We start from the raw sequence: 25,791 nt of genomic DNA on the forward strand, positions 1-25,791 counted from the left end.
TGAAGGTGCCTAATCAAAACAATCGATAAGGCATTCATTAACTCTTGCTCAGCTAGGGGATCTCCCTTGTATTTGCTTAGGGGAGAGCATCATGTCATTTCTAGGAAGAGTTGCAGGCTATGTGTCTGCTGCCGTTGTGTTGGGGCTGACCTCATCTCCCTTGAGTGCTGCAGACATCAATTCGCTGAAAGAGCAATATCGCCGACCGTTGGAAATTCCATTTCCAGAGAACGCCCCGTATTCTCCGCAGATGGCAACGCTTGGGAAGATGCTGTTCTTCGATCCTCGCTTGTCTGGTAATAAAAACATCAACTGCGTCAGCTGCCACAACCCGTCCTTCGGTTACGAAGTGCCTGTTCCGACCGCCGTTGGTTCCGCCAACACTCATCTTGGCCGTCAGGCTCCAACAGTCCTCAACGCCGCCTGGGTTGCTCCGATGTTTTGGGATGGCCGCGCCGAAACGTTGGAAGAGCAAGCTGCCGGACCAATCACCAATCCGGAAGAGATGGACGGCAAGTTTGACACCATCGTTGAGATTCTTGACGAGATTCCCGGTTACAACAAGTGGTTTGGTCTCGTCTTCCCACAGGACGGCATCACACGTGACACTGTGCTGACCGCAATCGCCACCTATGAACGCACGGTTGTTTCCGGCTGGTCTCCGTTTGACCGTTGGGTTGAAGGTGAGGAAAATGCTATTTCTTCCTCCGCCAAACGCGGGTTTGAGCTGTTTAACGGCAAAGGCGACTGTGCGGTCTGCCATACGGGTTGGAACTTTACGGACAACAAGTTCCACGACATTGGCACGCCGACAGAAGACATTGGCCGCGGGCTTTATGAGGAAGACAACCCCAAAGCCCAATTCGCTTTCAAAACCCCAGGCCTACGCAACCTGACGTACCGCGCCCCATTCACCCACAATGGCAGTATTCCTGATCTGGAAACCATGATCGCCCATTACAATGCTGGCGGCATCGAGCGTCCATCCAGGTCCGAGCATGTGCGCCCGCTTGATCTGTCTGAACGGGAAGTTCAGGACCTCAAGGCATTCCTTGTTTCGCTGACCGCCGAGCGTACTGAAACGCCAATGCCAACACTGCCAAACTAAGGGCCGGATCCATGACTATTCGCAGTAAAATCTTCATTCCGATCCTTAGCCTCATTGTCGTCGCTATGGCACTGATGGCATTCCTTGTCTGGCAGGCAGCTGAAGGCCGTGAAAACCTTGGCCGTGTGACGCTAAAAGCGCTGGAAGCACAGCGCCTTTCCTTCACCATTGTCAACGATTTTGAGCACGCCAAAGAGGTCGTCGATACAGCACTCGCCATGACCACGTTCATTGAGCCCGAAGAGTTTCGCCGTGAGTTTAAAGACATCAACGCATCTCTGGGCATGGATATTGAGGAGACGCTAGAGGTCGCGCTCAATGACGAAATGCGGCAGGCCGTTCTCTCAGCACAGACCAGCTTTAAAAACTGGAGTAAAGATGCGGCTATCCTGCTGGGTATTACACCATCCCGCATGATCCCAACCAAAGAGAAGATCGAGCGCCACAATCAGGCTCTTCGGGCTTCCATCAACGCGATTGTATCATCCACCGTTACCGCCAGTCAGTCAGCACTTGCACAGGCCAATGCGGATGCACGGCGGCTGAACATCATTTCTTTCAGCCTTGCATTGATCGCAGGTCTTGGCGGACTTGGTTTTGCTCTCTGGCTGGCTAACAGCCTCAGCAAACCAATCGTTTCGCTCACTTCTAAAATGGATGAGCTTGCCTCTGGTGCTGTTGATGTGAACCTCAATCTGGCTGCCCGCAAAGACGAAATCGGCAAGATGCAGGATGCGGTCATGGTGTTCCGCGAAAACGCCATCGCCCGCCGCGAGTTGGAAGAACGTGCAAAGACCGAACGCTCCCGTGAGCAATCTCGCCAACAGCAAAAAGAAGAGGTTGTCGAGCAGTTCCGCGTGGTTTTGGAACGCAATGTATCCATGCTTTCTAACCAGTCTATGGAAATGCGCAGTTCCTCTGAGCGCTTGTTCGATGTGGCCAATCAGGCAACCCAGCAGGCCAACAGCGCAGGCGAAGCCTCTGCCAGCGCGTCACAAAACGTGGAGACCGTTGCAGCGGCAGCGGAGGAGCTGTCTGTTTCTATCCAAAAGATCTCCAGCCAATCCACACGCGCCAATACACTGGTGACGTCTACCTCTGAAATCGCCCAGACCACGGACAATGAAGTCATTGCCCTTGCCAAGTCCGCTGAGCAAATTGGCACCGTTCTCAACCTAATCCGCGACATCGCCGAGCAAACCAACTTGCTGGCGCTCAACGCAACCATTGAGGCTGCACGGGCAGGGGACGCGGGCAAAGGCTTTGCTGTGGTAGCAACAGAGGTGAAAACCCTGGCAAGCCAGACAGCGCACGCCACCGAGGAGATCTCAGCGCAGATCAACGACATTCAGAGTTCAACCCGCAGCACTGTGGAAGCCATTGGCTCCATCACGGCGGCGGTAAAAGAGATCAGCGAGCTGACATCCTCCATCTCTGACGCCGTTGAACAACAACAAATGGCAACCGCAGAAATTGCTGAAGCTGTTCAGGCAGCCTCCGACGGAACAGCATTAGCCGCCAGCAACGTTGTCTCCGTCAGCGGTGCAATCAACGAGACAACCACAGAAGCCGGAGCCGCCAACCAGTCCTCAGCCCTGCTGGAACAAGTCACCAACGACCTCTCCGCCGAAGTAGACACCTTCCTCACCCGCATCGCAGAAGAGGACACCCCGCAGGCAGAAATAGCTTAAGTGAAACGAATAAAACCTGAACTGCAGTAACAGGCAGTTCAGGTGAAGTCGCGCTCTTCTCAGAGAAAGCGAAGACAGAAAAATCAATACGAAGTTTCGATTATTGAGTGCCACCGAGATATCTGACTGGCTACAATCTTATATTGACTGCGCAATTAGATGCCGCAAATACTGCCTAGAGTAGCTTGAACTAAAGAAAGCTACTTTGTGAAGTCTCTCCCCAACTATCTTTCAACGAGATTTTCTTGATCTTGTGTTGGGCAGTCTTTGAAGGAAGCTGGACCAAAATGATGAAGTTGCTAAGGAAACTTTTTTCATCAAAGAACAAGAACATCCAGCAAACACCCTCAGATTTGAACATAGGTGATTTAGAAGAGGTTCCCTCCAGTTTATCTGGTGAGAGAGTCGAAAAAGCTATACCTGGAACCGCCAAACTTCCACGTATAATAGATCTGATCCCACCACCAATTACTCTGCCTCAGGAGTTAAGCGGTCAACCTCTCGAAGACCAAAATGTCGAACCAAACTGGAATATCGACATTATCTCTCGCTTCAAGGCCCGCGAAGTTTTTCTCTGTAAAGCTCTACGAAGTGCTCTCGAAGAAATCCCTCCCAGCTTAGAGCTGACACCGGAGTTTTATGTCGTGACACCGAAGGGCATAACAACATACTTAAGTTCTTCAGATGCACCAACTGAGGGGCAAGAGTTGATTGCCAGCTGGTCCCCACATGAGTTCTCCGAGACAAGCCCTGAGATCGTTCTAAAAGCGCAAGAGGCACTGAGCTCATTTCTTACATCGTTACCCTTTGGCTTTTCGTCCTCAAGTCTCAGCGAAGATTATATCCTTGAAAAATTCGAACGCGTTGAGACGATCAACAATCTGGCACCAGATTGTGTAAGCATTACCGCCTACCTTGATGCAAACCAGACTTTTGATGGCAAAGAGGTATGGAACCTATTGCACACAATGGGGTTCAAATGGGGAGATATGGATTGCTTCCAGTGGGAAGACCCGACAGGACAAACTGACTATCTAATCTGGATCGAACCGAATGACGGTAAGATAGGATATGTCCTACCGGAGTTGGTCGCATCAGGTGAGCAAAACTTTATTGAAGTAACCTTTAGCATCACGCCTCCTCTGACCCCATCAGCTGTACATGTTTTTGATCAACTGATGCGAGCGGTCACAATGTTCCAAGAGAAAACGGGCTGTAACTTATCTGCACAAATTGATGATGAGTTCGCTGATAGCCCTGACGAACTAAGAGAAGCAGTCGTTGAACTTTGCGCGGAACTGGAAGAATTGAACTTGAAGACGGGATGCGACGAAATTAGCACCGTTCGATAAACTCGCTTTCGTTGGAATAATCAGATAGCTCCGGTGTTACTCGAGCATCACCAAACACACCCAAAACTCAAATTCCACCTGAGTTACAAATCCGTACAATTTTTGGGTTGCGTGATTTTCATATTAGAATATTAGAAGGTAATAATTAACAAGTCACAGCAGAGGTGGTCCTGTGACCCATCACAATGCGCCAAACGAAGATTTGCCTTTGGAAGATACGGGCATTTCGTCTATTTCGGGTAATGCTCGCAAGGGCTTGCCATTCAAGCGGATTATTCTGCTTGTCCCTGTCTTCATTGCTATCATGTTCACCGGTGGTGTCATGGGCATGTACTTCCAACCCGCTGGCCTACGCCTGTTTTATGAGATGACAGGGCTAGAGCCGGGCGGTGGAAGCAATCAGAAAATTGCCGTTCCAATCAACACGACAGTGACCAAGGAAGACATCAAAGCGCTGGAAGCAGGCGCTGTGGTGGCGCTTGGTAAGCTGATCCCGCGGGACGGCGTTTCTACCATAGCCTTGCCATTCGGAGCAGGGGATGCCCGCATTGTGGAGTTGCCAATCTCAGTCGGTGATTGGGTTGAGACAGGCACTGTGCTCGCCTTGTTGGACAATCGCCCTTCACTGGAAGCCAGTGTTGAGGCAGCCAAGGCGGAAATCGCGGTTTCTGAAGCTTCCCTCCGGCAGGTGCAGCTCTCTATCACAGCCAGTCAGGTGGAGAACGAAGCCGATCTTAACCGTTCCAAAACCAACGCGGATCTGTCACAGGCGGAACTGGAGCGCACCAAGTCTCTGTTTGCCCGCAAGGTGGTTACACAAGCTCAACTGGACCGCGCAGAAGCTGAAGCCGAAAGCGCTTTACTGGATGTAGCTCGCAAGGTGGCAACCCTGCAGCGTTACAGTGGTTCAGCCGATCTCTCTCAGGCGGATGTAGAACTCGCCAAACGCAAGTTACAATCTGCTGCAATCGCTTTGCGCACCGCTGAAGTAAACCTCGAGAAATCTGTTGTCCGCGCACCGTTTGATGGCACCGTGCTGGATCTGCTGGTGCAACCCGGCGAGCGTCCATCTTCTGCAGGCCTCATTGAGTTTGGTAATACCCGCGAAATGACAGCTGAAATGGAGATTTACCAGAACCAGATTGGCCGTCTGAACATCGGCGATGCCGTCATCTTACGCGCAGAAGCTTTGACGCAGGAACTGCGCGGAACGCTGACAGAGATTGGGCTGATCGTCGGACGACAGAACATCATTAGTGTTGACCCCGCCGCAAACACGGACGCCCGAGTGGTCACAGTTGTTGTGACGTTGGACGAGACATCATCTGAACTGGCGGCGAATCTCACCAACCTGGAAATCCTCGGATATTTTCAGCCAGCAAATGATGAGGTAACCAAGTGACCCGTTTTCTCACATGGGTGCTGGGCCGATTGCCCATTGGTTGGTTGCAGCTGACGCACAACAAAGGCCGCTTTGCCGCCGCGCTGGCTGGGGTGGCTTTTGCCAACGTGCTGGTGTTCGTGCAGCTCGGTATGATGGGAGCTCTGACTGGCTCCACTTTGCAGCCTTATGAGCTGTTTGAGGCAGATATTCTCATTTCCGCATCTGATGCCAAGTCTCTTACCGAAGGCGGCAATGTTGCTCGTGTGCACATGCTGCAAGCGCTAACTCTGCCGGAGGTCGCAGCAGCAGCTCCTGTTTACATTGCCAAGGTGGACTGGCGCGTGCAGAAAGACCAGATCGCTGGTTTGCAACTGGTTGGGTTACCCATCGAAGCCATTGATTTCATGGCTCCGGTCCTTCGCCCTCAGTTTTTGCAGTTGGCTTTGCCCGATACTGCACTGGTGGACCGCAAAACACGTGGTGGAACAGAGGAATTCTTCAACTCACTTTCACCTGAAACACCCGCTGTCTTTGAAATGAACAACCGTCAGATCAAGCTGATCGGCACCTTGCAGATTGGCGCTGGTTTTAGTGCAGATGGCAATTTGGTGATGTCTGACCAGAGCGTCTTGCGGCTCTCACCCTCCCGCAGTTCCGGAGCACCAGACCACATATTGCTGAAGGTGCAAGAAGGTGCTTCTGTTGAGCGTGCGGTTGAACTGCTGAAGCAGGTATTGCCTACAGACACCTTGAAAATCCGCAGTTTCGCCAAAGCAGCATCCGACGAACAAGCCTACCAAACCTCAGAAAAGCCAGTGGGCATCATCTTCGGGTTTGGCACCATCATCGGCGTGCTGGTGGGCATCGTCATCGTATATCAGGTTCTCAGCACGGATGTGGCCGATCACCTGAAGGAGTATGCAACCTTCAAAGCGATGGGGTTTAGTGAAGGGTTCTTCCTCAGCATCATCTTTGAGGAAGCCATGGTCCTTGCAGTGCTTGGGTTCTTCCCCGGGGTGTTTGCTGCCATGGGCATTTACAAGATGCTGGCATTGAAATCCGGTCTGCCAGTGGGGCTCACCCTGGCGCGGGCGCTCATTGTCTTCCTCGGCACGTTGGCCGCCTGTGCGCTTTCTGGAACCATTGCAACGCGTCGATTGGCTCATGCTGATCCAGCTGACCTGTTCTAGGAGGTTCTGATGATGACATACACACCACATGCTCCAATCAGCGTCTCCGGTCTCAACCATTGGTTTGGCGAAGGAGAAGCCCGCAAACAAGCCATATTCGACGTTAACTTCGAGATCGAAAAAGGTAGCCTGACCGTGCTGATGGGTCCGTCCGGGTCCGGCAAAACCACGCTATTGACGCTCATGGGTTGCCTACGTGATGTACAGAAAGGCCAACTCGCCTTACTGGGACATGAACTGCACAGTGCAGACGAGACGATGAAGATCATGTTGCGGCGACGCCTTGGCTTTATCTTTCAGGCGCATAATTTGCACGAAAGCCTGACGGCGACCCAGAACGTACTGATGGGGTTGCAGGTTCACCAAAACGGCGTGAAGGCAACCGTTGATGCGGCACAGCAGGAGAAGGCTGCACGGCATATGCTCAGCATTCTGGGCCTGGAAGATCGCAGTGATTATCTGCCCGCCCACCTTTCCGGCGGACAAAAACAACGCGTTGCTATCGCGCGCGCACTGGTTTCCTCACCAGATATCATCTTTGCAGATGAGCCGACGGCTGCTCTGGACAAGGACACCGGGCTAACAGTGGTCAAGCTGCTCAAAGAGCTGGGAGAGAAGCGTGGCATCACCACGGTGATGGTCACTCATGACAACCGTATCCTGCAATTGGCAGATCGTATTCTGACCATGGATGAGGGGCATCTGGTTGAGGAAGCTGTGACTGCATGATCTCTCAAACGAATACATGCAAGCGCCCGTTACACCTTGCGACAAACTATTACAACATTCCCGTTGAAGCGATAGTTGGCTCAACTATTCTAACCTCAAGCAAGCTCAAATCATTCTTATACGGGTATATACATAACTAGAACAAGCAAAGACAAGAAATATACAATGGCAGCCAATGCGATGCCAGAAGATTTATTTCAAATAGAACAATCAAAACAAAAACACCCCCATCAAATACTAGGAAACCACCAAACACGGAGAAATCCATGCGTAAACTATTGATCACTGCGCTGGTCGCTATGACTGCAACTTCAGCTTTTGCGGCAGACACAACCAAAGACGACGTCGTAGAAGCCCGCCGCGCTTACTTCACCCTACTTGGGCATGATATGGGCGCTCTGGCAACCATGGCAAAAGGCGAAATTGAATACAGCCCAGAAAAAGCCAAAGCAGCTGCAGGCAACATGATGACAGTTGCCAGCTACAACGCAGCAGGCCTTTATGTTCCAGGCACATCCAACGCCGACCTACCAGGCAAAACCCGCGCCCTTCCGGTGATCTGGGAAGACATGGCTGGCTATCAGGCCAAGGGAAAAGAATTCTATCAGGCACTTGTTGCATTGAATGATGTCGCTGGCGAAGGTCGTCCTGCATTGGGTAAAGCACTCGGCAAACTTGGCGGCACCTGCAAAGGCTGCCACAAAGAATTCCGCGCGAAGGACTTCTAAAAATGACGGTTGCGAGCACTGATCATTCCTTGGAAACGCAGAAGAAAACAGGAGCCTCTGTTTGGGACCTGCCACTGCGCCTGTTCCATTGGCTTTTCGCGGGCAGTGTTGCCGCCGCGTGGGGTTTGGGCAAGTTTGGACCAGACGTGATGACGCTGCACTTCTGGTTTGGCTATGCAGTGCTCGCCCTCATTGCGTTCCGTCTGGTCTGGGGGTTCATTGGCTCAGAGACAGCTCGTTTCTCAAGCTTTGTTTACAGCCCCAAAACGTTGTTCTCCTACATCGTAAAACTGCCAAAACGGCAGGCAAGCAACTGGAAGGGACATAACCCGCTTGGCAGCCTGTTTGTCTTCCTTTTGCTTGGAGTGTTTGGAGCGCAGGCGGCACTGGGACTGTTCGCAGATCCGGAGGACTACATCAATGTTGGGCCATTGGCCTCGTGGGCAGGCATCGACAGCGCCCGTACGGCATTGGCGTGGCATGGCATATTAGCCCGTGCAACGCTTATCCTAGTGGTTCTGCACGTGGCAGCGATCTTCTTCTACCGTTTGTGGAAGCGGGAAGATCTTGTCACCCCAATGATCACAGGCTATCAAAAAGCCAAGTGATCTTCGCAATAAATCAGGCCGGGCCAGCAACATCTGCTCCGGCTTTTCTTTGCCTAAGAGGTTTCAGTTTCCCGCGCTTTAGCCGTCCGTTTGATCGGCGGCTCCTCAATCGGGTTATTTTCTATCATCCAGGGTTTGTAGCTGATCTCCGGATTGTTCGCCCGCTTAAGAACACTCGGATGAACGTGCGGCTGCCCGCGTTCTCGTGCGTTCAGATCCAACCGCGGCCACATTCTTTGCTTCACTTTGTAGATGTACTCAAAGATGCCTTCACGCGGATTATGGATCGTGCCTGTCTCATCCGGATTCAACTTGGCAACCAGCGCTTTGCGACTGCTTTCATGAATGCGCAAGCCGTTTCGTTCTACGTGCTCCAGCATCCAATTAAATGTGATGTCTGAAAGTCGGGAATCCTCATAACCACCGCCAACATCGGTGTGCACACCTGCAAACCAGGTTTGCTGCATGATCTGGTTTGGCGCGGTACTCTCATTCCACAGGACAGGATGGAACACCTCACGCTCATCATCAATGGATAAGGCATGGTAAGCATTCTTCACGGCTACAGGCAATGTCAGGTCATGGAACTCATGTTTGAAGCCGGGGAGCTTGTTGACGGCAGCGGAAAGGGGTTTCCAAGGCAGCCCAAGCGCTGCGACCGTATCCCACACGCCGATAAACTCAATGTCTGCCCACATATTGTGGTGCCTTTCGCGAAATTCCTGTGCTTTGGCTTTTCGCGCATGACAATCACTGATCTGGTAAATCTTGTAGGCTTTGGCGATCAGTTCTGGTCGGGATTTGGGTAGGATGCCGAACATCTCGATGAAACCTGCAAGGCTGCGCACGGTGGTGGCGCCGCGGCTGAAGCCGAACAGATAGATCTTATCCTTGGCCTGATAATTCTCGAAGATGAACTGATAGCATTCCATCAGGTTCTTGCTGATACCAAGCCCAGTGGCATTGCCCAGTAAACGCGTAACACGAGAGCGGTGCGCTTTCGTGCCCAATCCGCGATCATAAAACAGCACTTGCCGTTTGGTTCTGTTTTCGCAAATCCTGAAGAGCTTATAGACGTTCGTGTCCGGGCCTTCGCCGCCCTCCTGACCGGTTCCGTCTGAAAACACCACTATGTTCTTCACCATGGCCTACCTCTCAAAACTGCAGTGTCACTTAAACTTAATCAGCAAACGCAGGTAAGTACAGCTTATGCGAGTATCTACACCTCATGCACCCCACACATTCTCATGAGCCAGACAAAAAGAAACCCGGAGAGGGGGATCTCCGGGCTTCTGTTTTAGAAGAGAGGGTTCGGATGGAGGTGGCCGTCCTAGCCCTTATGCTTCTGGCAAAAAGGCCAGCCCCTCTTCTTTGAGGTGGATGAAGGCTTCTGCACCTGTTGGAATGACCGTTGCACTCAGGTTGTGATCAATGGCGAACAACTTGCCAAATCCAGTGTTGAGGGAGTACTGGATCTGGTTGCCGAGATAAGCTGCGTAAGCAATGCCCGCAGCGATGCCATTGGTCCCATCTTGTGTAACGGTGATGCCTTCTGGACGGATCGCCAGCTTACCGTGCTGACACGCCGGACCAGAGTAAGGCAGAACAACAGAGGCCCCACCAACTTTCAGTGAAACTGTGCCTTCACTGAAACCTGCAATCTCACAATCCACCACGTTTGCATCACCAATAAAGTCAGCAATAAACGCGGAATTCGGCTGGTTGTAGAGCTCTCGCGGAGTACCAGACTGTGCAATCTCCGCTTTATTCATCACGATGATGCGGTCAGAAACAGCCATCGCTTCTTCCTGATCGTGCGTCACATAGACAGCGGTCAGGCCAAGCTTTTGCTGGATTTCGCGGATCTCTTCACGTACATGACGGCGTAGCTTTGCATCAAGGTTTGAGAGCGGCTCATCAAGCAGCAGAACCTCAGGCTCCAGCACAACAGCACGAGCAACTGCCACACGCTGCTGCTGGCCACCGGAAAGCTCACTTGGCAGGCGCTCACCATACCCAGCCAGACCAACCATAGCCAAGCCTTCTTCTGCTTTGGCTTTGGCTTCCTTGGCAGGCACCTTATTGACACGCAGGCCGTAGGACACGTTGTCGACCACGCTCATATGCGGGAAGAGTGCGTAGGACTGGAACACCATGGACACGTTGCGGTACGTCGCCGTTAGATGCGTGACGTCCTTGCCACCGATGTAAATAGTGCCTTCAGTTGCAGCTTCCAGCCCGGCGATGAGACGCAGAGTGGTGGTTTTGCCGCAACCACTTGGGCCCAAAAGAGTGACAAGCTCGCCCTGCTGGATTTCCAGGTTGAGAGGCTTCAGTGCGGTGACAGAACCGTATTTTTTGACGACATCCCGGAACTGTACAGAGCCTGCTTTTTGCATAATAGACATGATTTACTCCAGAAACTCCAGGACTAAGCTGAAGCCAGCTCTTTGTTTTTGTTTGAGGTTTGCAGACGGTTCTGACGACGCAACTTGCGCTGCCCAATGACGACCTGCAGCAGCAGGATTGCCACGAGCATGGTGATGATCAGCACAGAGGAGTACGCAATCGCGATGCCGTACTCGCCATGTTCAACACGGCCCACGATGAACGAGGTTGCCATGTTGTGGCGCGCACTCACCAGGAAGATCACCGCACTCACAGAAGTGATTGCACGAACGAAGCTATACGCCAGAGCTGCAAGGATCGCTGGCCCCATCAAAGGCAGGATCACCTTGCGAACAGTGGTGAAGCTGTTTGCTCCAAGCGTGATGGAGGCTTCATCAAGGCTCTTATCCAGCTGGGACATAGCCGCGATACCACCGCGCACACCCACTGGCATGTTACGGAATACGAACACGATGATCAGGATGATACTGGTGCCAGTCAGCTCAATTGGTGGTGTGTTGAAGGCCATGATGTAAGCTACACCAATCACAGTGCCCGGAATTGCAAAGCTGAGCATTGTGCTGAACTCAAACAGGTTCTTGCCAGCAAACTTCTGACGCACCAGCAGGTAGGCAGTGAGCAAACCAACAACCGCGGTGAGAGGTGCCGCGATGGTGGAGATGGTCAGCGTGGTGAAGTAGCTGTCCCACGCCACACCCGTCCAGCGGATACCGTTATTGAAGCTGACAGAGAATGCCCGAATGTAGTGATCCAGCGTAAAGGTGTTATCGTAACCCCAAAGCTTCACGAAGCTGCCGAATACGATCATGGAATAGACAACAGCTGTGAACGCAGCCCATGGCAATGCAAAGCCGTAGCATGTCCATTTAAGCGCAGAGTTCAGCGGCGAATGCTGGCCGGAGTCAGCCTTGCCTGTCACAGTCGCATAAGATTTTTTGCCAAGCCACAAGCGCTGCGCCACAAAGGCAGACAGGGTGAGCATGAGCAAGACGACAGCCAGAACAGCTGCTCTGGATGGGTCAGCCACAGCACCGACAATGGCAAAGTAGATCTCAGTAGACAGGACGTTGAAGTTGCCGCCCAACACCAACGGGTTACCGAAGTCGGCGATACTTTCAATGAAACCAAGCAGGAAGGCATTTGCCAGACCTGGGCGCATCAAAGGCCATGTGACGTTCTTGAAAGTCTGCCACTGACTTGCGTTGAGGGTTTGAGAAGCTTCTTCCATGGATGGGCTTACGCCCTCAACCACACCGATGAGCACAAGGAAAGCAATCGGCGTAAAGGAAAGCAGTTGCGCGAGATAAATGCCGGAGAAACCGTAGAGCCAACGGCTTTTCGAGATGTCAAAAACATCATGCAGCACATCTGTCACTACACCAGCACGGCCGAACATGAGGATCAGCGCCAAACCAATCACAAAGGGAGGGGTGATGATTGGAATAATGGTGAGGATGCGCAGCAGCTTTTTCGCAGGAAACGCGGTTTTGGTCGCGACCAGCGCAAAGGCGAGGCCGAGGAGGGTTGTACCAGCACCGGTAAGCACTGCGAGAAAAACGGAGTTCCAGGCCGGACCGCATGTTCTGCCACCAGCAAGGCAGGCAAGGCTCCAGATATCGCTGGAAAAGAAACGCCCGAAGAAGGCAGTTATGTCGATGCTGCCATCTGACACTTGAAAAGCGCGGATGAGGATTTGGGAAACCGGATAGAAAACAAAGGTAATCACCAAAGCAATAATGAGGCCGATGCTGCCAACGATGAACGCATCACCGCGGCCCTGACCAAGACCAGAAATGCTTGTGGTGAGGATAAAGAGGAGAGCCCCGGCGGTTATCATCGCCCCAGAGCCAAAGCCAACTTGACCGGCTGCCACTGAACCGAAGTTGAGGGCATCAACGAACAGTTCCGGCCCGACTCTGCCAATTGCAAAGCCCTGCGCAAACAACAGAGCAAGGCCTGTCATAGACAGAATAACAAGGGCCTTTGCCCGGGTTCGCTCATCTTTCAGCAAAGCAAACGACAGGCCGATACCGACGAATGCCAATGCTAATGGAACAAACCACCAGCGGCCATAAAGCAGAGCTTGGAAGAGGGCAGGTGCAGCGTCTTCGCTAAGGAATTCGCTGAACAACCAACTAAAAGACCAAAAGCCGCTTTCTACTGAGTACCAGGGAAATATGCAAAATCCCACTATTCCGGCGGCGAGCCAGAGCGCAATTGTCTTTCGCATGATGTTGATCCGAGAGTTTTGTATTGGCGCGAGCGCGAATACGATGCAACGCATATGGGGTGAAGGGCGGACAGAGAATAAGTCCGCCCTTCAACGCTCGATTTACTTAGTGAGAAGCGTTTTTAACTTCTACGTTCCAGCGCTTTAGCAGGCGCTCACGAGTGGAACGCTCACCATATGTTGCAAAGTCGTAGTCGATCAGCTTGATGCTTGCCAGATCTGGGGACTCAGGAGCAACGGATGCTTTGGAGTTGGAAGGAACCTGGAAGGACTTCACTTCAATAGAGCGGGACTGAACTTCTGGACGCAGAGCGTATTCTACAAACTGTTTTGCCAGCTCAGGGTGCTTTGCACCTTTGATCACGCTCACAGCGCCAACTTCGTAACCAGTACCTTCACATGGCGCCACGATCTTCAGCGGGAAACCGGAACCTGCCAGCTTAACCATGTCATGCATGAAGCCGATAGAGATGGTGGTTTCACCGCGAGCAGCAGCTTTACTTGGTGCCGAACCGGATTTTGTGTACTGGTTCACGTTCTTGCCGATTTCAGTCAGCAAACGGTAGGCTTCATCTTCACCGAACAGCTGAACGAAGGTTGCCAGCTCAGTGTAAGCAGTGCCGGAGCTGTTCGGGTTCGCAACCTGAATTTCGCCGGTGTACGCAGGGTTTGTGAGGTCTTTCCAGCAAGCTGGAGCAGGCAGGCCGCGCTCTTCCAGAACTTCAGCGTTATACGCAATGCCGAGTGCGCCAGCGTAGATGCCAACAGTGCCGCCATTGGAGATTTTGTGCATGTTGGATGCCCAACCCAACAGGTCGCTGGTATCAACGCCTGGATCCTGTGTCAGGCCCTCAAATGCTGCGATCAGGTGTGGATCGCCAGTACCGCCCCACCATACGTCAATCTTAGGGTTGCTTGCTTCTGCACGTACCTGAGCGAGTGTTTCGCCAGTGCTTTTGCGAACCATCAGAACTTCATTACCGGTTTCATCCTCAAAACCGCGTGCCATCAGCTCACACCAGTCCTGCTCAGCACCGCAGACCATGTTGAGTTCTTCAGCAGAAGCTGTTGCTGGAAGTGCAGCAAGAAGGCCAACAGCAGCAAGACCACCTAAAAGAGCGTTTTTCATTATCTTCTCCCAAGTCTAAACGCATGTAGGTGTAACAACTTACAAGTACACCCACATATTCCCGTAACTTGATTTGAAAATTACATGAAACATCACAGGAGTGCTTATGCTTTACCGTTAAGTATGTTCTTATTTAGCAGATATATATTTTAAATGTTACATTTATTACAGAATTGAGTTACATATGAAATATTAGAATTATTGATGGGAAGGCACTTTCACGTGCATTGTCGCCGCAATCTGAAGAAAATCAAAAACGACCTCCAAGTATGCGTCTGGGAGCATGGTACGGGTTGCGAGGAAGGTTACATAAATGACCGAGAGTTGGGATAGGTCACCCTCAAAGGTAGCTGTCGTTGATGACGACCCGGCTATTCGCGAGGTCTTGCAGGAACTGCTGCATGAATATGGATTCCAGGCACTGCCGTGTCACGGAAGCAAAGAACTCATCGCGCTCAAAGAGCTGGAAAGCCTTGATCTGGCAATCATCGATCTGAAGCTGGATGGTGAAAGCGGCATGATGCTCGCACAGCGCCTACGCACGTCCTATGACTTCCCGATTATCCTGCTCACGGGCACGGGAGATGAGGTAGACAAGATCGTTGGACTGGAAACCGGTGCTGATGACTTTTTGATGAAGCCGTTCAATCCGCGAGAACTGATCGCCCGCATTCGTGCGGTTCTGCGTCGTTACAAGCGCAACGTTCCTGCAGAACCGGAGTCCACAGTCGCGCTCGCTGCACCTCAAGCTCTCAGCGCTGGGATCATTCCTCTCGGTGAACTCTCTTTCATCTGCGATGAGCGGCGGTTACTGGACAAGAACCTACGGGAAATTAGCCTGACAAACTCTGAGTTACGCCTTCTGGAGTTTCTCATAGAGAACCCGAACCGCCCGATTGATCGCGTAGAACTACTGGAGTATCTAGGGGGCGATCTTTCCCGCTATATGGACCGCACCGTCGATGTTTTGATCCTGCGTTTGCGCCGGAAGATTGAGGCCAATCCATCCAAGCCGGTCTTTTTGCAGACCCGTCGCGGTAAAGGCTATGTCTTTGCGCTGGATGAGACCGCAGTAGACCTGTCATGACCTTTCTGCCCCAACGCGTGAAAGCTCTGCTTTCCATCAAAACACGTTTGCTGGCAGCCATCACGCTGCTGACTTTTGCAACTTTGTTTGCAGGGTCGATCGCGTGGTACTGGCTGGACCAAGCCAACGTGAAGCTCGTTGGGCATTACCAAAAAACCATTGAAGCAATCGCAAGCTCACTCCAACTGGCTAATAAATCGGCAGGTCTGGTGAGTTCAGCTCCCTTCATCCTGAATCTTTCCTCGGTCTATCAGATCGAGAATGAAGGCTCTCGCTTGCTTGTTGAGCTGAGTAAGGCAGAACAGCAATATCGAGACAATTTCCCACTTGCACGGCAACAGGGCAGTCTCGGGCGTTTTCTGCCGCAAGTGCAGCAAAACCTCTCGCTCATGCGCTCTCAGGTGGCTGTGCTGGTCAACGCAGCCCAGCAAATCAGCGAGTCTGAGGATCAGGTTCGTACCCTGCTTGTTGACCTCTCCAAGATGGAGCGCCTTGCAGTCAAGAACTCCTCCACGTTTTACCAGAATGCAGAGGAACGTGAGGCCTGGCAAGGAATTGGGCAGGCTGCCAACCTATTGATTTCCGCCGCACATGTAACTGATTTCCTCAGTCTGGGCGAGCTGCGTCGCCGCTATCATCTGCAAATGGCTGAGTTGGAGGGCATAACTGCCCTTGAGGTTCAGGAAGCCGTTGCAGCACTGAAGACAATAGCAGAGGACAACGCAGGCCTTTATGCCATTCGTCATCTGGCGATGGCGGGACAACTGGAAGCCCGCAACGCGCTTTTCAAAATCAAATCCAGCGCGCAGGTGATCAACCAGCTGGTTGCTGAGTTTGTTCGTCTGTCAGGTGAAGAAATCTCCAAGCAACGGCAAGAAACATCCTCTTACATCTCCAGTGCACAGCTCGTTGTGCTGCTCACTGGCATCGCAAGTATTCTTCTGGCTTTGATGTCAGCGCATTACATTGCTGGTTACGTGACCAAGAACATCAATCACATCTCTCACGCCATGTCCAGCCTGGCCAAAGGAGATCACACCACCGTGCTCCCACGACCTGCGCGGCAGGATGACGAGATCACGCGACTGTTGCATTCCTTCCGCATTTTTCGCGCCAATTCCATTCGGTTGCGCCGTATTTATGGCCAGTTGCAACGCAAGACAGAGCTGTTCGAGACCACCTTTAACTGCATCGCTGAAGGGCTGGTTCTGACCAACGATGCCCATGATATGACGGCCTGGAACCCACGGTTGGCAGCAACGCTTCGCATCAATGAAGCAGAGATTGAAAAGGCCAGAGACATCCGCGTGTTGATCCAGAACTCCGGGTTCAGATGGAAGGATGAGAACGTCCGTCCACATGGCACACGCTTCCGCTTTGCAGAACTGATTGATGATGACGGCATCCTGATCGAAGTGCGCAAAAGTCCCTTACCAGAAGGCGGTGCAGTCTGGTCATTCTCTGACGCAACGGACCGTCGCTTTGTTCAGGAACAGGCACAACAAAAACAAAAGCTCGAAAGCCTTGGCCAACTAACCGGTGAAGTGGCCCATGACTTCAACAACATCTTGACCAGTATCTCTGGCAGCGTCGGAATTATTGAGCGCAAAAGCTCCAAACTCATTGATCTGAAAGGCAACATCCAACGCATTCATAGCGCGGTAGAAATGGCCACAAATCTAACCCAGCGCCTGCTTGCCTTTGCCCGCAAACAGCACCTTGAGCCAGAAGTCGTTGAAATCAACTATCTCATTGAAAGTGTGGCCGAGATCATTTCATTGAGCATCGATGAGCGGATCATCCTGACGACAGATTTGCCGGAGGAAGCAACCTATGTGCGCATCGACCCTGGCCAGCTGGAAAGCGCACTGCTGAATCTTTGCATCAACAGCTCCCACGCCATTTCAGATGCGGGTACGATTTCTGTTCGGGTTGTGGCCAACGGGTCCGAGAGTGTTTCCATAAGTGTGACTGATGACGGATGCGGCATGGATCAGGAAACGCTGGAACGCGTTTACGAACCTTTCTTCACCACCCGCCGCACATCTGCAGGGTCTGGACTTGGGCTGAGCATGGTGTTCGGTTTTATCAAGCAATCCGGCGGGCAAATGGGCATCACCAGCGAGAAGGAGGAGGGGACAACAGTGACCCTCGTCATTCCGCAGGCACCACTGGAAGATTTGACGCCTAACACCGCGATTACGTTTGACCAGCCTCGCCGCATTCTGGTGGTTGAGGATGATCTACAAACCCTGTTGCGCGCCAAGACCATGCTGAAAGAGATGGGACTCATCTGTATCGAAGCCAACAGCTACGGCTCCGCTAAAGTGCTCATTGAGAACGGAACCAAGTTCGACATTCTCTTCACAGATGTTCAGCTCGAAGATGGCAAAATCGGCTGGGATCTGGCCGAAGCCAGCATCAAAGCCTGCGCAGACCAAAAAGTGGTTGTCACCTCAGGGCGCTTCCCCAAAGCACTGGAACCACAAACACAAAACCTAGAGCGGATCACACGACTGGCCAAACCTTACAGCAAGGAACAACTGGCCGAAGCTTTGCTCAGCCAGATACAGCAGTTTGAGGCTGCCGGCTAAGACACTGCTTCAGTGTCTGTCTTCCGCCCAGAGCGCATCAATAAACTGGTGTTGATCACAGCCAGCATGACAAGCTTGCGAGAGAGCATAACACCGCGCATCGTGGCAAAACTCTCTGTCTTTTATACTGCAGCCCTTGCCAGCTGATACTGCGTCGCCGCACTCAGGCGCAAAGGCATTTGAAACAAGACCTTCAGAAAGGTCGGTTTTCTTCGGTTCAAACAATCTCGATAAAGAAAGCATAGTCAGTTGCCTTTATTCTACGAAGTTTTCGCGGAGAACCACGGGCACAAAGTGGATCAGATATAGGGTTAAAGCGAGTGCAAACAGGAGCCAGGCCAGTAGCATCACATCCAGATCAGGGAAGAGCAGTGGACCGAGAGAGCGGGCCAGACAGGCGCTTATGAGAGACAGGATCGCGGCGCCTAGTAACTTTGGAAGTTTCAAAGAATAGCCCGCATGTCGCAGACCCGCGATGGTCAAAACCATGAAGGTTGCCAGAGACAAGCCGCCGATGAAGATCATGTGCTGACCGGAAACATAAGAACCTGCAGAAAGCAGCCCAAGCAACCCGCCGGCCTCCAATGCAAAGCCAGTTCCAAAGAACCAATAGACCAGGTAGAGCGCTTTCGCGAAGGTGGTTCGCAAAGAGCCTGCCACATGCCAGTCCTGCAAGATGTTGAGCACCGCACAGGCAGAGGACAGCGCCAGCCATCCTTGCAGAGCATCAGAAACACCCAACACCTTGGCAAGAGTAAACGCGGAGATGCAGAACAGCGCCGCACGCCTCATTGGTGGACGAGGAACAAAAACGGCGCCATCATCTCGCGTGGCCAACGCATCATTCACAATCACCATGGAAACCGGAGCAAGAGCCGTGAGGACCATCAGGACGAACGCACCTTCCGCAATCGCAAGTCCCTTATTGAGAACGCCAATCTCCAAGTATTCCCAAAAGCACACAAGCTGGGCTGTGCAAAGCATAAGCACCGACCACATAAGATGCCGCATCTTGGCACGCCATAGTCGGGGCAAGATAACAATCAGTAGCGCCGCGGGAAAGAAAGCCTGAACCACGAACACGACAGTCGGCGAAAGCACACCAAGCATCCAGAACGCGATACGTCCTGCCAACCAAAGTGCCCCCAAACCCGCCAATTGTGCGCCCGCAATCTTCGGTGTGTTTGACCAGGAGGGCACAGCAGTCGTCAAAAAACCCGCCATTGCGCCCGTGAAAAAGCCAAAGAACATCTCATATTGATGAAAGAGAAGAGGGTCTGCATCCAGCGGCACTGGCAGGACATCTGCAAGCACAAGTCCCCACACGACGATGGAGAACACGGCATAGAGTGCTGATAGCGGAAAGAAGACCCGGAAACCTTCAGAGAACACCGGAGCATCAAAGAACGAGGCCTGTTGGCGAGGTGTATGTGCAAGATCCGTCATACCAGCTGCTCCCAGTTGCTCATGTTAAACAGCTGCGCAATCCGGTCATCCGCCAGTAAGCTTGCCTCAAGTTCCAAAAGGTTTCGACGCGTACGCTCGGAGCGGGTCAATGGCACCTCGTACTCCTTGGCAAAATGCCCCGGATCTGGCGCCATAATCAAAACACGGTCACTCAATGCCAATGCTTCGGTCACATCATGAGTGACCATTAAGACAGAGCACTGTTTTTCATCAACTTCATGCAGCACAAGCCGGTAAAGATCGCGGCGACGGCCAATATCGAGTGCGCTGAAAGGTTCGTCTAAAAACAACAGGTCAGGCTCCACCGCCAGTGCACGGGCCAACGCACCACGCTGGCGCATGCCACCGGAGAGCTCTGAGGGATACTTGATCAGATCATCCTCAGTGAAACCCATGGCATAAGCAACGGTCCGCGCTTTTTTCATACGCTGGAACTTAGAGAGTTTTTGCCCCTGAAGACCAAAGCTGATGTTGTTCAGAAGGCTCTTCCATGGCAGCAACCTGTGTTCCTGAAACAGGATCGCCGTTCGATCCTCAGTGCTTGAAATTTTCCCCGTGCTTGCCTCAATCAATCCCGCTGCGATGCGCAGAAATGTCGACTTCCCGCAACCGGATGGACCGATGATGCTGACAACTTCTCCTTTTTTCAGCTCCAGCGCACTCGGCGCCAGTGTTTGCTGCAAAGGATGGTAGCGGTGGTCTTCCACTGAGACAGATAAAACGGATGGCTTTGTCTCTGCTGAGCCTCTTGGCACAACGGAGAGCTGGGGAGCTGCATCATTCAGCATGCTTCCAACCCTCCACATAGTCTTTGACAGGGTTGAGCAACATACCTTCGATGACCAGCAGCAGACCAACAACCACAACAATCCACGCCATGGTAGACGCGGTATCGATGTTGACGCGTGCTTCGGCAAGGCCAGCGCCAATGCCACGCGTGCTGGAGAGAAGCTCTGCCATCACCACAACTTTCCAGCTCAACCCCAACGCTGTTGCCCATGCCGGAAAGAGGTAGGAGACGATCTGCGGTGCCTGCACCTGCCAGAACCGCTGAACCAGCGGCACATGAAAACTCTGCGCCATCTCATCCAGCTCCTTCTCCCGCATCCGCACGCCTTGCAAAGCGCCTGCGAAAATGAGCGGGATCGTTGAGATGAACACTGTAAAGATCGGCGTGCCGTCATCGCCGCCAAACCACAGCAGCGCAAGCACGATCCATGCAATCGGCGGCACCCCAAGGGCCACGGTAATAAACGGCTTACAGAGTAGCGACAGTGTGTTGGACCAACCGGCTATCAGGCCAAAGAAAATACCAAAAGTGCTGGCAAGCAGAAAGCCAGCAAATGCCCGCTTGGCAGTGATCAGAATGTATTCGAGCCTGGATGGCAAAGCGACAAGTTCCACCAACCGGCTCAATGCTTCCAATGGCGCAGGCAACACCAGAGACCCGAATGTCTCAAAACCGACTTGCCATAGCGCGAAAATGAGAAATACCCCCGCCAGAGTGCCCCAACCACTCCAAAGTTTACTCATTAACGTCGATAGCATGTGATGGATCATCAGGTATTTCTCGTTGTGTGTTGGGCTCAGCAGACCAGGCGACCGCAACCTCTGCGCGGCCTGTCAAGCCAGCATCGCTACAGATAGAAATCTGCGTTCGGTAGTTTTCCGCCAATGATGGATGGGTTCTTTTCCGCCAGAATGGAGTAGAACTGCTCCAACTCGGCCTGAATGTCTTTGGCACGCTCCGCTGTCAGATGTGTATGCGGAATGGACTTGGCAATCACGGGTGCGGGCAATGTGATGCTTTCAGATGCAACAGCCGCCGCTTCCTTGGGGTTTGCCTTCACCCACTCAGTGCCGGTGACACAGGCTTTGTGGAAGCCTTCAATCAGCTCTGGCTGTGCATTGAGCAGATCTTCATGCACCATCATGCCTGCCATCGGGAAGCGACCTTCGCCGCCCGTCACAGACGTCCATTCACTGGCCAAATCTATAGAACGATGGATCGACTTGCCCATCTTTTTGCCTTTGACCATACCCGCTGTCGCAGCCGGCTCTGGCAGAACGCAATGCTTGATGCGACCTGAGAGCAGAAGCTGTAATGCTTCAAACGGGGTGCTGACATAGTGCAAGGAGTAGTCTTTGCCCTCTGTCAGCCCGTTTTGCTGCATGACGCGGCCAAACACCAGGTCCGGCATATCATTTCGGAAGAACATGCCGATTTTCTCACCGGCCAGATCCGCAGGGGACTTCACAGAACCATCATAGCTGAGCACATAAAGCATGCCCCAGGTCATGATGTTCAGCATCTTCACGGGAAGGCCTTTGTTGGCGAGGTTTGCGGCAACATAAGACGGGGTGCCCGCCAATTTCCAGTCACCGGAAACGAAACCAGCGCGCAGGACATCTGGTGACTTGTAAACGGAGAAATCTACTTTCTCTGTAAAGTCAGAGAGCAAGCCTTTATTGGCAATGTAAGACAGCACAACAGATGGCCCCACTGGCGGACCATGCAGAGCCAGCGCCGGATTGGCCGCTTGAGCCACAAATGGCAGCGTACTACCCAGAGATGCAGCAGCGGTAAACCCTGCAGTGTGCGAAAGAAAAGAACGACGTGTGATCATTTTTGAGTTTCCATCGAAACGGGATAGAAAGCGAACGGCTCGCAAATGCGAATGAATTGCAATTACTGTAAATCACGATCACTCCTTCGCTTATTTGACAAAAGTCAATAACCTGAAGATTAAACTCATATTAAAGCAATTTAAGACGTGAAACCCTGCCTAAAGGCACCAAGATGCGCGGGAGCTTTGTGCGACTTGCCCGAAATCGCACAATCTCTCTTTGGTAGGGGAAAGCCTCCCACGCACCTATGTTCCTGCAATTATGCAGAAACTAGGTAAACTGCTGCATGGTCTTTTTGAGCCTCAGCTTTTGGAAGAAGTTGCCATTCCCGGAGGGGAGGCGCTTGGTCACGAACTTGCCCTCATAGGCGTCAAAGTGATGGTACCAAGGCGCTGGCTTCAATGGCCCGCGACCCAGCAGCAGCTTAATGGCTTGCGCTCCAACCACCCCCGCAGCCAACTGGCAGCCCGCAGCAGTGGATGGGCCACGCTCCTCCTTCAGGTTCAGCTGAGAAGTGTCCACCAGTGAATGGCGATGCAATGCGCTTGGTGCCAAACCCAACAAAAATTTGAAGTACTGATGTAACTCGTCTTCCCCTTCAAACTGGAAATAGTCCTCAAAGCTCATGCCATCCGGAGTAAAACACAGATAAGCAGTGCCCATACCAAGCGGAGCAGCCGTAACCGCTGGAATCCCGAGTTCGCGACACTTTGCAAAAACCTTTCTGCGCATACCCAGCACAAAGAAGTCGAAGCCATCGACAAACATATCAACGCCTTCCAAAAAGGCATCTATGTTCTCATCGGTTACACCATCCGGAAAAGCCCGCAGATCCACCTCTGGATTAATATTACGCACCTGTTCAGCCATCACTGAAACCTTAGGCTCTTGCAGGGTGCTGACAGTGGCCCCAATCTGGCGATTAAAATTGACGATGTCGAAGTGATCGAAATCAGCCACGCTGAACGCACCGATTCCCAATCGAGCCAATGTGACAGCATGAATGCCGCCTACACCGCCCATACCAGCGATCGCAACACGCTTACCACGCAGAGTTTGCTGCTCTTCCGGTGTCACCCAACCAATGTTGCGGGAAAAAGCAGCGTCATATGAAAAGCCTGCACATGTGCCTGATTTAGACCCTTGTGCTTGAGATGCAGCTAAAACAGTCAACATCTTCCTCCACTAATAAAATTTCCAATCAGTGCGAGTAATAAAACCGCACACAAACAAATATTTATCGATTGCACACAAACTTATTGCACAACCTAAACAAGCTTATCTTTTACAAACTAAGTATATGTCAATATTATTTATAATATTAACGTTAATAATATTTTTGCTCTATTCAAATCAATAAAGTCATATCAGATTTATAACTTTAGGTAATATCGATTTTTATTCTCACTTGCACAACGTTGTTCAAGTAAAGGTTATTGAGCATGAGCAATACAATTAAATCAGAAACAGCCCACGAAGCCCAAAAAGCACGTCGTTTTTCCATTCACAGAAGAAGGGTGAAGCTGCAAAACACACCGCCCAAGAATGTTATTTTCAAGCTCGCGGACACACCTGATGAACTCTCTCAGGCTTGCAGATTACTCTACGAGTCCTACACTCAAGTCGGCTATATGAAGGAGGACGGGAGTGGCTATCGGTTCACCCCGTTTTATGTCCTCCCATCCTGCTACACGCTCATTGCAAAGCAGGGTGATACCGTCATTGGCACCACCACCATCATCATAAAGTCTCTTGAAGAGCTGCCCGTGGAGCAGATTTTTTCACTCAAACACATTCAACGCTGGAACCGTTGGATCGCCGAAGCGTCCTCACTAACTATTCATCCTGATTATCGCTCACAGGATGGCGCACTCATCCACGCTCTATTGAAGTACATGTTTCAAGTTGCCCGTGAAGATCTGGGCATCCACGATCTTGTGATGGCCTCCACTCCAAAACACATGGTTTTCTATGAGGCCCTCCTGCTCTTTCGCAGATTGAGTGAGGAGGTGATCGATGCGTTTGATTATGTAAACGGCACAACCGCGACGGGGGCCTATCTAAATTTCACAGAAATGCACCAAGACTATGCGGCGATGTACAAAGACGCTCCGGACGAGCAAAACGTGTTCAAATATTACATGGAATACGAGTTCAGCAACTTCCAAAGCCTTAGCAAAGTCACCTCCGCTTACAACGGTAATCGTTGGCGCCCAGAACACCTTGACCACTTTTTGCACGGACCAATTCAAGGCGCTAACTCGCTCACACGAGAAGATCTTGACCTACTTCGCCGTCACTATCCTTCCCATGACTACGACAAAATTTTCGCTCGTCATAGCCTTTCAAACGCGGCAGCTCTCATTGATACGAACGCAACAGGTGTCATCCAATCCAGCACTGGCAATAAGACACCTATCATCCTCCGCCGCATAGAGGAGGATAGAATTCACCTGACTTCGGAGCGGCCATATGAATTACTTGAAGGGAAAGAACTCCAGCTTCTCCACCAGAACCAACAGGTAGAGCCAATTCGGGTTCAATCCATCACGCTCACGGGAGGGTTAGATGCCACAGCACGATATGACCCAACATCATCACCTGGCATTATGGCTTTGCTGACAAACAAACAAAGAATTTCGCCTCTAGAAGAAGAGACAACCTCAAAAGCACAAAATTATCAAGAGGATGAGCTTGCTCATGTAGGGTAGGCCGGAAGATACCCAAACTGCACGAAACCAACTTAACCTCTCTTGCGGTAAATGCGCAAAACACATCCCTCATAATAATTGTGCGCATTCGCCGCAGGGGTAACCTTGCGTAGATCAAACCAGTATTATTACAGTTTGATATGAGAGTTTTCACATAGCTGAAAAAACAGAAGCGCAAGGAAGACCCCAGATGAGAATTGCTTACACCCTACCAAAAGGGAAACTGGTGCTGACAGAGCTTTCCGAGAAACTTCGGGAAAACGGCATACGGACTTGCGGTATCGTGCAGGCAGATACGGTCAACGAAGATCGCCATCGCTGCGACATGGACGTTCTGGTCCTGCCAAACGGACCACAGATTTCCATCACACAATCCCTTGGCAAGGAGTCTTCCGGCTGCCGATTAGACACATCAGCCCTCGCGCAAGCTGCAGGCGAAGTTACTCAGCGGATCGACGAGCCGTTTGACGTGTTCATCCTGAACAAGTTTGGTGAGCAGGAAGCCAATGGCAGCGGTTTTCGTGATTTGATTGTGAAAGCCCTGGAAAGCGGAGCATCTGTCCTTGTTGGTACCAACCACATCAACATCGATGCTTTTAAAGAATTCTCCGGTGGCATGGCAGAGTTCGTAGAACCAAACGTTGCTGATCTCACCGCTTGGGTTGAAAATCGCTAGGCACTGATAATATGGATCATTCGCTACGGCGTATGCGAATGATCCTCTCTATTCCCAATACGTAAGAGTG

General features: G+C 51.8%; 21 protein-coding genes. 12 read left to right on the forward strand and 9 right to left on the reverse strand.

Annotated elements, in window-relative coordinates; all coding sequences use genetic code 11:
• The first annotated feature begins 91 nt into the window (after positions 1–91).
• The 8 genes from PsAD5_RS17855 (at position 92) to PsAD5_RS17890 (ending at position 8,790) form a co-directional block, all read left to right on the forward strand.
• Entirely contained in the window at positions 92–1,108 is a 1,017-nt protein-coding gene (locus PsAD5_RS17855) for a cytochrome-c peroxidase (protein ID WP_063293059.1), read from the forward strand.
• Positions 1,109–1,119: 11 nt separating this feature from the next.
• The gene (locus PsAD5_RS17860) at positions 1,120–2,799 is read left to right on the forward strand and encodes a methyl-accepting chemotaxis protein (RefSeq protein ID WP_063293060.1); all 1,680 of its coding nucleotides are present in this window, start codon (positions 1,120–1,122) and stop codon (positions 2,797–2,799) included.
• Positions 2,800–3,086: 287 nt separating this feature from the next.
• The gene (locus PsAD5_RS17865) at positions 3,087–4,151 is read left to right on the forward strand and encodes a cell division protein ZipA C-terminal FtsZ-binding domain-containing protein (RefSeq protein WP_063293061.1); all 1,065 of its coding nucleotides are present in this window, start codon (positions 3,087–3,089) and stop codon (positions 4,149–4,151) included.
• 172 nt (positions 4,152–4,323) lie between these two features.
• Positions 4,324–5,553, forward strand: coding sequence for an HlyD family efflux transporter periplasmic adaptor subunit (locus PsAD5_RS17870; RefSeq protein ID WP_063293062.1), 1,230 nt, complete (start codon positions 4,324–4,326; stop codon positions 5,551–5,553).
• The gene (locus tag PsAD5_RS17875; protein ID WP_057462445.1) at positions 5,550–6,725 is read left to right on the forward strand and encodes an FtsX-like permease family protein; all 1,176 of its coding nucleotides are present in this window, start codon (positions 5,550–5,552) and stop codon (positions 6,723–6,725) included. Before PsAD5_RS17870 ends, PsAD5_RS17875 begins: the two co-directional genes overlap by 4 nt.
• A gap of 9 nt (positions 6,726–6,734) precedes the next feature.
• The gene (locus PsAD5_RS17880) at positions 6,735–7,454 is read left to right on the forward strand and encodes an ATP-binding cassette domain-containing protein (RefSeq protein WP_244272098.1); all 720 of its coding nucleotides are present in this window, start codon (positions 6,735–6,737) and stop codon (positions 7,452–7,454) included.
• Positions 7,455–7,720: 266 nt separating this feature from the next.
• Entirely contained in the window at positions 7,721–8,182 is a 462-nt protein-coding gene (locus PsAD5_RS17885) for a c-type cytochrome (protein WP_063293063.1), read from the forward strand.
• Positions 8,183–8,184: 2 nt separating this feature from the next.
• On the forward strand, positions 8,185–8,790 hold the full coding sequence (locus PsAD5_RS17890; protein ID WP_063293064.1) for a cytochrome b/b6 domain-containing protein: 606 nt from the start codon (positions 8,185–8,187) through the stop codon (positions 8,788–8,790).
• A gap of 53 nt (positions 8,791–8,843) precedes the next feature.
• Here the strand turns inward: PsAD5_RS17890 and PsAD5_RS17895 are convergent, their stop codons facing one another.
• The 4 genes from PsAD5_RS17895 to PsAD5_RS17910 form a co-directional block, all read right to left on the reverse strand.
• The gene (locus PsAD5_RS17895) at positions 8,844–9,935 is read right to left on the reverse strand and encodes a DUF2235 domain-containing protein (RefSeq protein WP_063293065.1); all 1,092 of its coding nucleotides are present in this window, start codon (positions 9,933–9,935) and stop codon (positions 8,844–8,846) included.
• Between the two features lie 192 nt (positions 9,936–10,127).
• Positions 10,128–11,198 carry an ABC transporter ATP-binding protein gene (locus tag PsAD5_RS17900; protein WP_063293066.1) on the reverse strand — a complete coding sequence of 357 codons (1,071 nt, stop codon included), beginning with the start codon at positions 11,196–11,198 and terminating at the stop codon, positions 10,128–10,130.
• Positions 11,199–11,221: 23 nt separating this feature from the next.
• A complete protein-coding gene (locus tag PsAD5_RS17905) occupies positions 11,222–13,429 on the reverse strand; it encodes an ABC transporter permease (protein WP_063293100.1) in 2,208 nt (735 codons plus the stop codon).
• 106 nt (positions 13,430–13,535) lie between these two features.
• Positions 13,536–14,558, reverse strand: coding sequence for an ABC transporter substrate-binding protein (locus tag PsAD5_RS17910; protein ID WP_063293067.1), 1,023 nt, complete (start codon positions 14,556–14,558; stop codon positions 13,536–13,538).
• A 313-nt stretch (positions 14,559–14,871) separates the two neighbouring features.
• On the opposite strand from PsAD5_RS17910, the gene PsAD5_RS17915 reads away from it, so the two are divergent.
• Positions 14,872–15,645: a response regulator gene (locus PsAD5_RS17915; RefSeq protein WP_063293068.1), complete on the forward strand. Its 774-nt coding sequence runs from the start codon at positions 14,872–14,874 to the stop codon at positions 15,643–15,645.
• The gene (locus PsAD5_RS17920; RefSeq protein WP_063293069.1) at positions 15,642–18,239 is read left to right on the forward strand and encodes an ATP-binding protein; all 2,598 of its coding nucleotides are present in this window, start codon (positions 15,642–15,644) and stop codon (positions 18,237–18,239) included. Before PsAD5_RS17915 ends, PsAD5_RS17920 begins: the two co-directional genes overlap by 4 nt.
• Before the next feature lie 255 nt (positions 18,240–18,494).
• Here the strand turns inward: PsAD5_RS17920 and PsAD5_RS17925 are convergent, their stop codons facing one another.
• From PsAD5_RS17925 to PsAD5_RS17945, 5 genes are all read right to left on the reverse strand, one after another.
• Positions 18,495–19,685 carry an NnrS family protein gene (locus PsAD5_RS17925; protein ID WP_063293070.1) on the reverse strand — a complete coding sequence of 397 codons (1,191 nt, stop codon included), beginning with the start codon at positions 19,683–19,685 and terminating at the stop codon, positions 18,495–18,497.
• Positions 19,682–20,494, reverse strand: coding sequence for an ABC transporter ATP-binding protein (locus PsAD5_RS17930; protein WP_063293071.1), 813 nt, complete (start codon positions 20,492–20,494; stop codon positions 19,682–19,684). The genes PsAD5_RS17925 and PsAD5_RS17930 overlap by 4 nt, the downstream gene beginning before the upstream one ends.
• Positions 20,484–21,254, reverse strand: coding sequence for an ABC transporter permease (locus PsAD5_RS17935; protein WP_084406000.1), 771 nt, complete (start codon positions 21,252–21,254; stop codon positions 20,484–20,486). The genes PsAD5_RS17930 and PsAD5_RS17935 overlap by 11 nt, the downstream gene beginning before the upstream one ends.
• Before the next feature lie 89 nt (positions 21,255–21,343).
• Positions 21,344–22,333 (reverse strand): ABC transporter substrate-binding protein, encoded by a 990-nt coding sequence (locus PsAD5_RS17940; RefSeq protein ID WP_063293073.1) that lies wholly within the window; start codon positions 22,331–22,333, stop codon positions 21,344–21,346.
• A gap of 271 nt (positions 22,334–22,604) precedes the next feature.
• Positions 22,605–23,507, reverse strand: a complete 903-nt coding sequence (locus PsAD5_RS17945; protein ID WP_208988684.1) for a ThiF family adenylyltransferase — start codon at positions 23,505–23,507, stop codon at positions 22,605–22,607.
• Positions 23,508–23,776: 269 nt separating this feature from the next.
• Between PsAD5_RS17945 and PsAD5_RS17950 the strand changes: the two genes are divergently transcribed.
• The gene (locus PsAD5_RS17950) at positions 23,777–25,045 is read left to right on the forward strand and encodes an N-acyl amino acid synthase FeeM domain-containing protein (protein ID WP_208988686.1); all 1,269 of its coding nucleotides are present in this window, start codon (positions 23,777–23,779) and stop codon (positions 25,043–25,045) included.
• Between the two features lie 190 nt (positions 25,046–25,235).
• Positions 25,236–25,721 (forward strand): DUF2478 domain-containing protein, encoded by a 486-nt coding sequence (locus PsAD5_RS17955; RefSeq protein ID WP_063293076.1) that lies wholly within the window; start codon positions 25,236–25,238, stop codon positions 25,719–25,721.
• Positions 25,722–25,791: the final 70 nt, after the last annotated feature.

Origin of the sequence: Pseudovibrio sp. Ad5 (genome assembly GCF_001623095.1) — a bacterium.
In the GTDB taxonomy this organism is placed as follows: Bacteria; Pseudomonadota; Alphaproteobacteria; order Rhizobiales; family Stappiaceae; genus Pseudovibrio.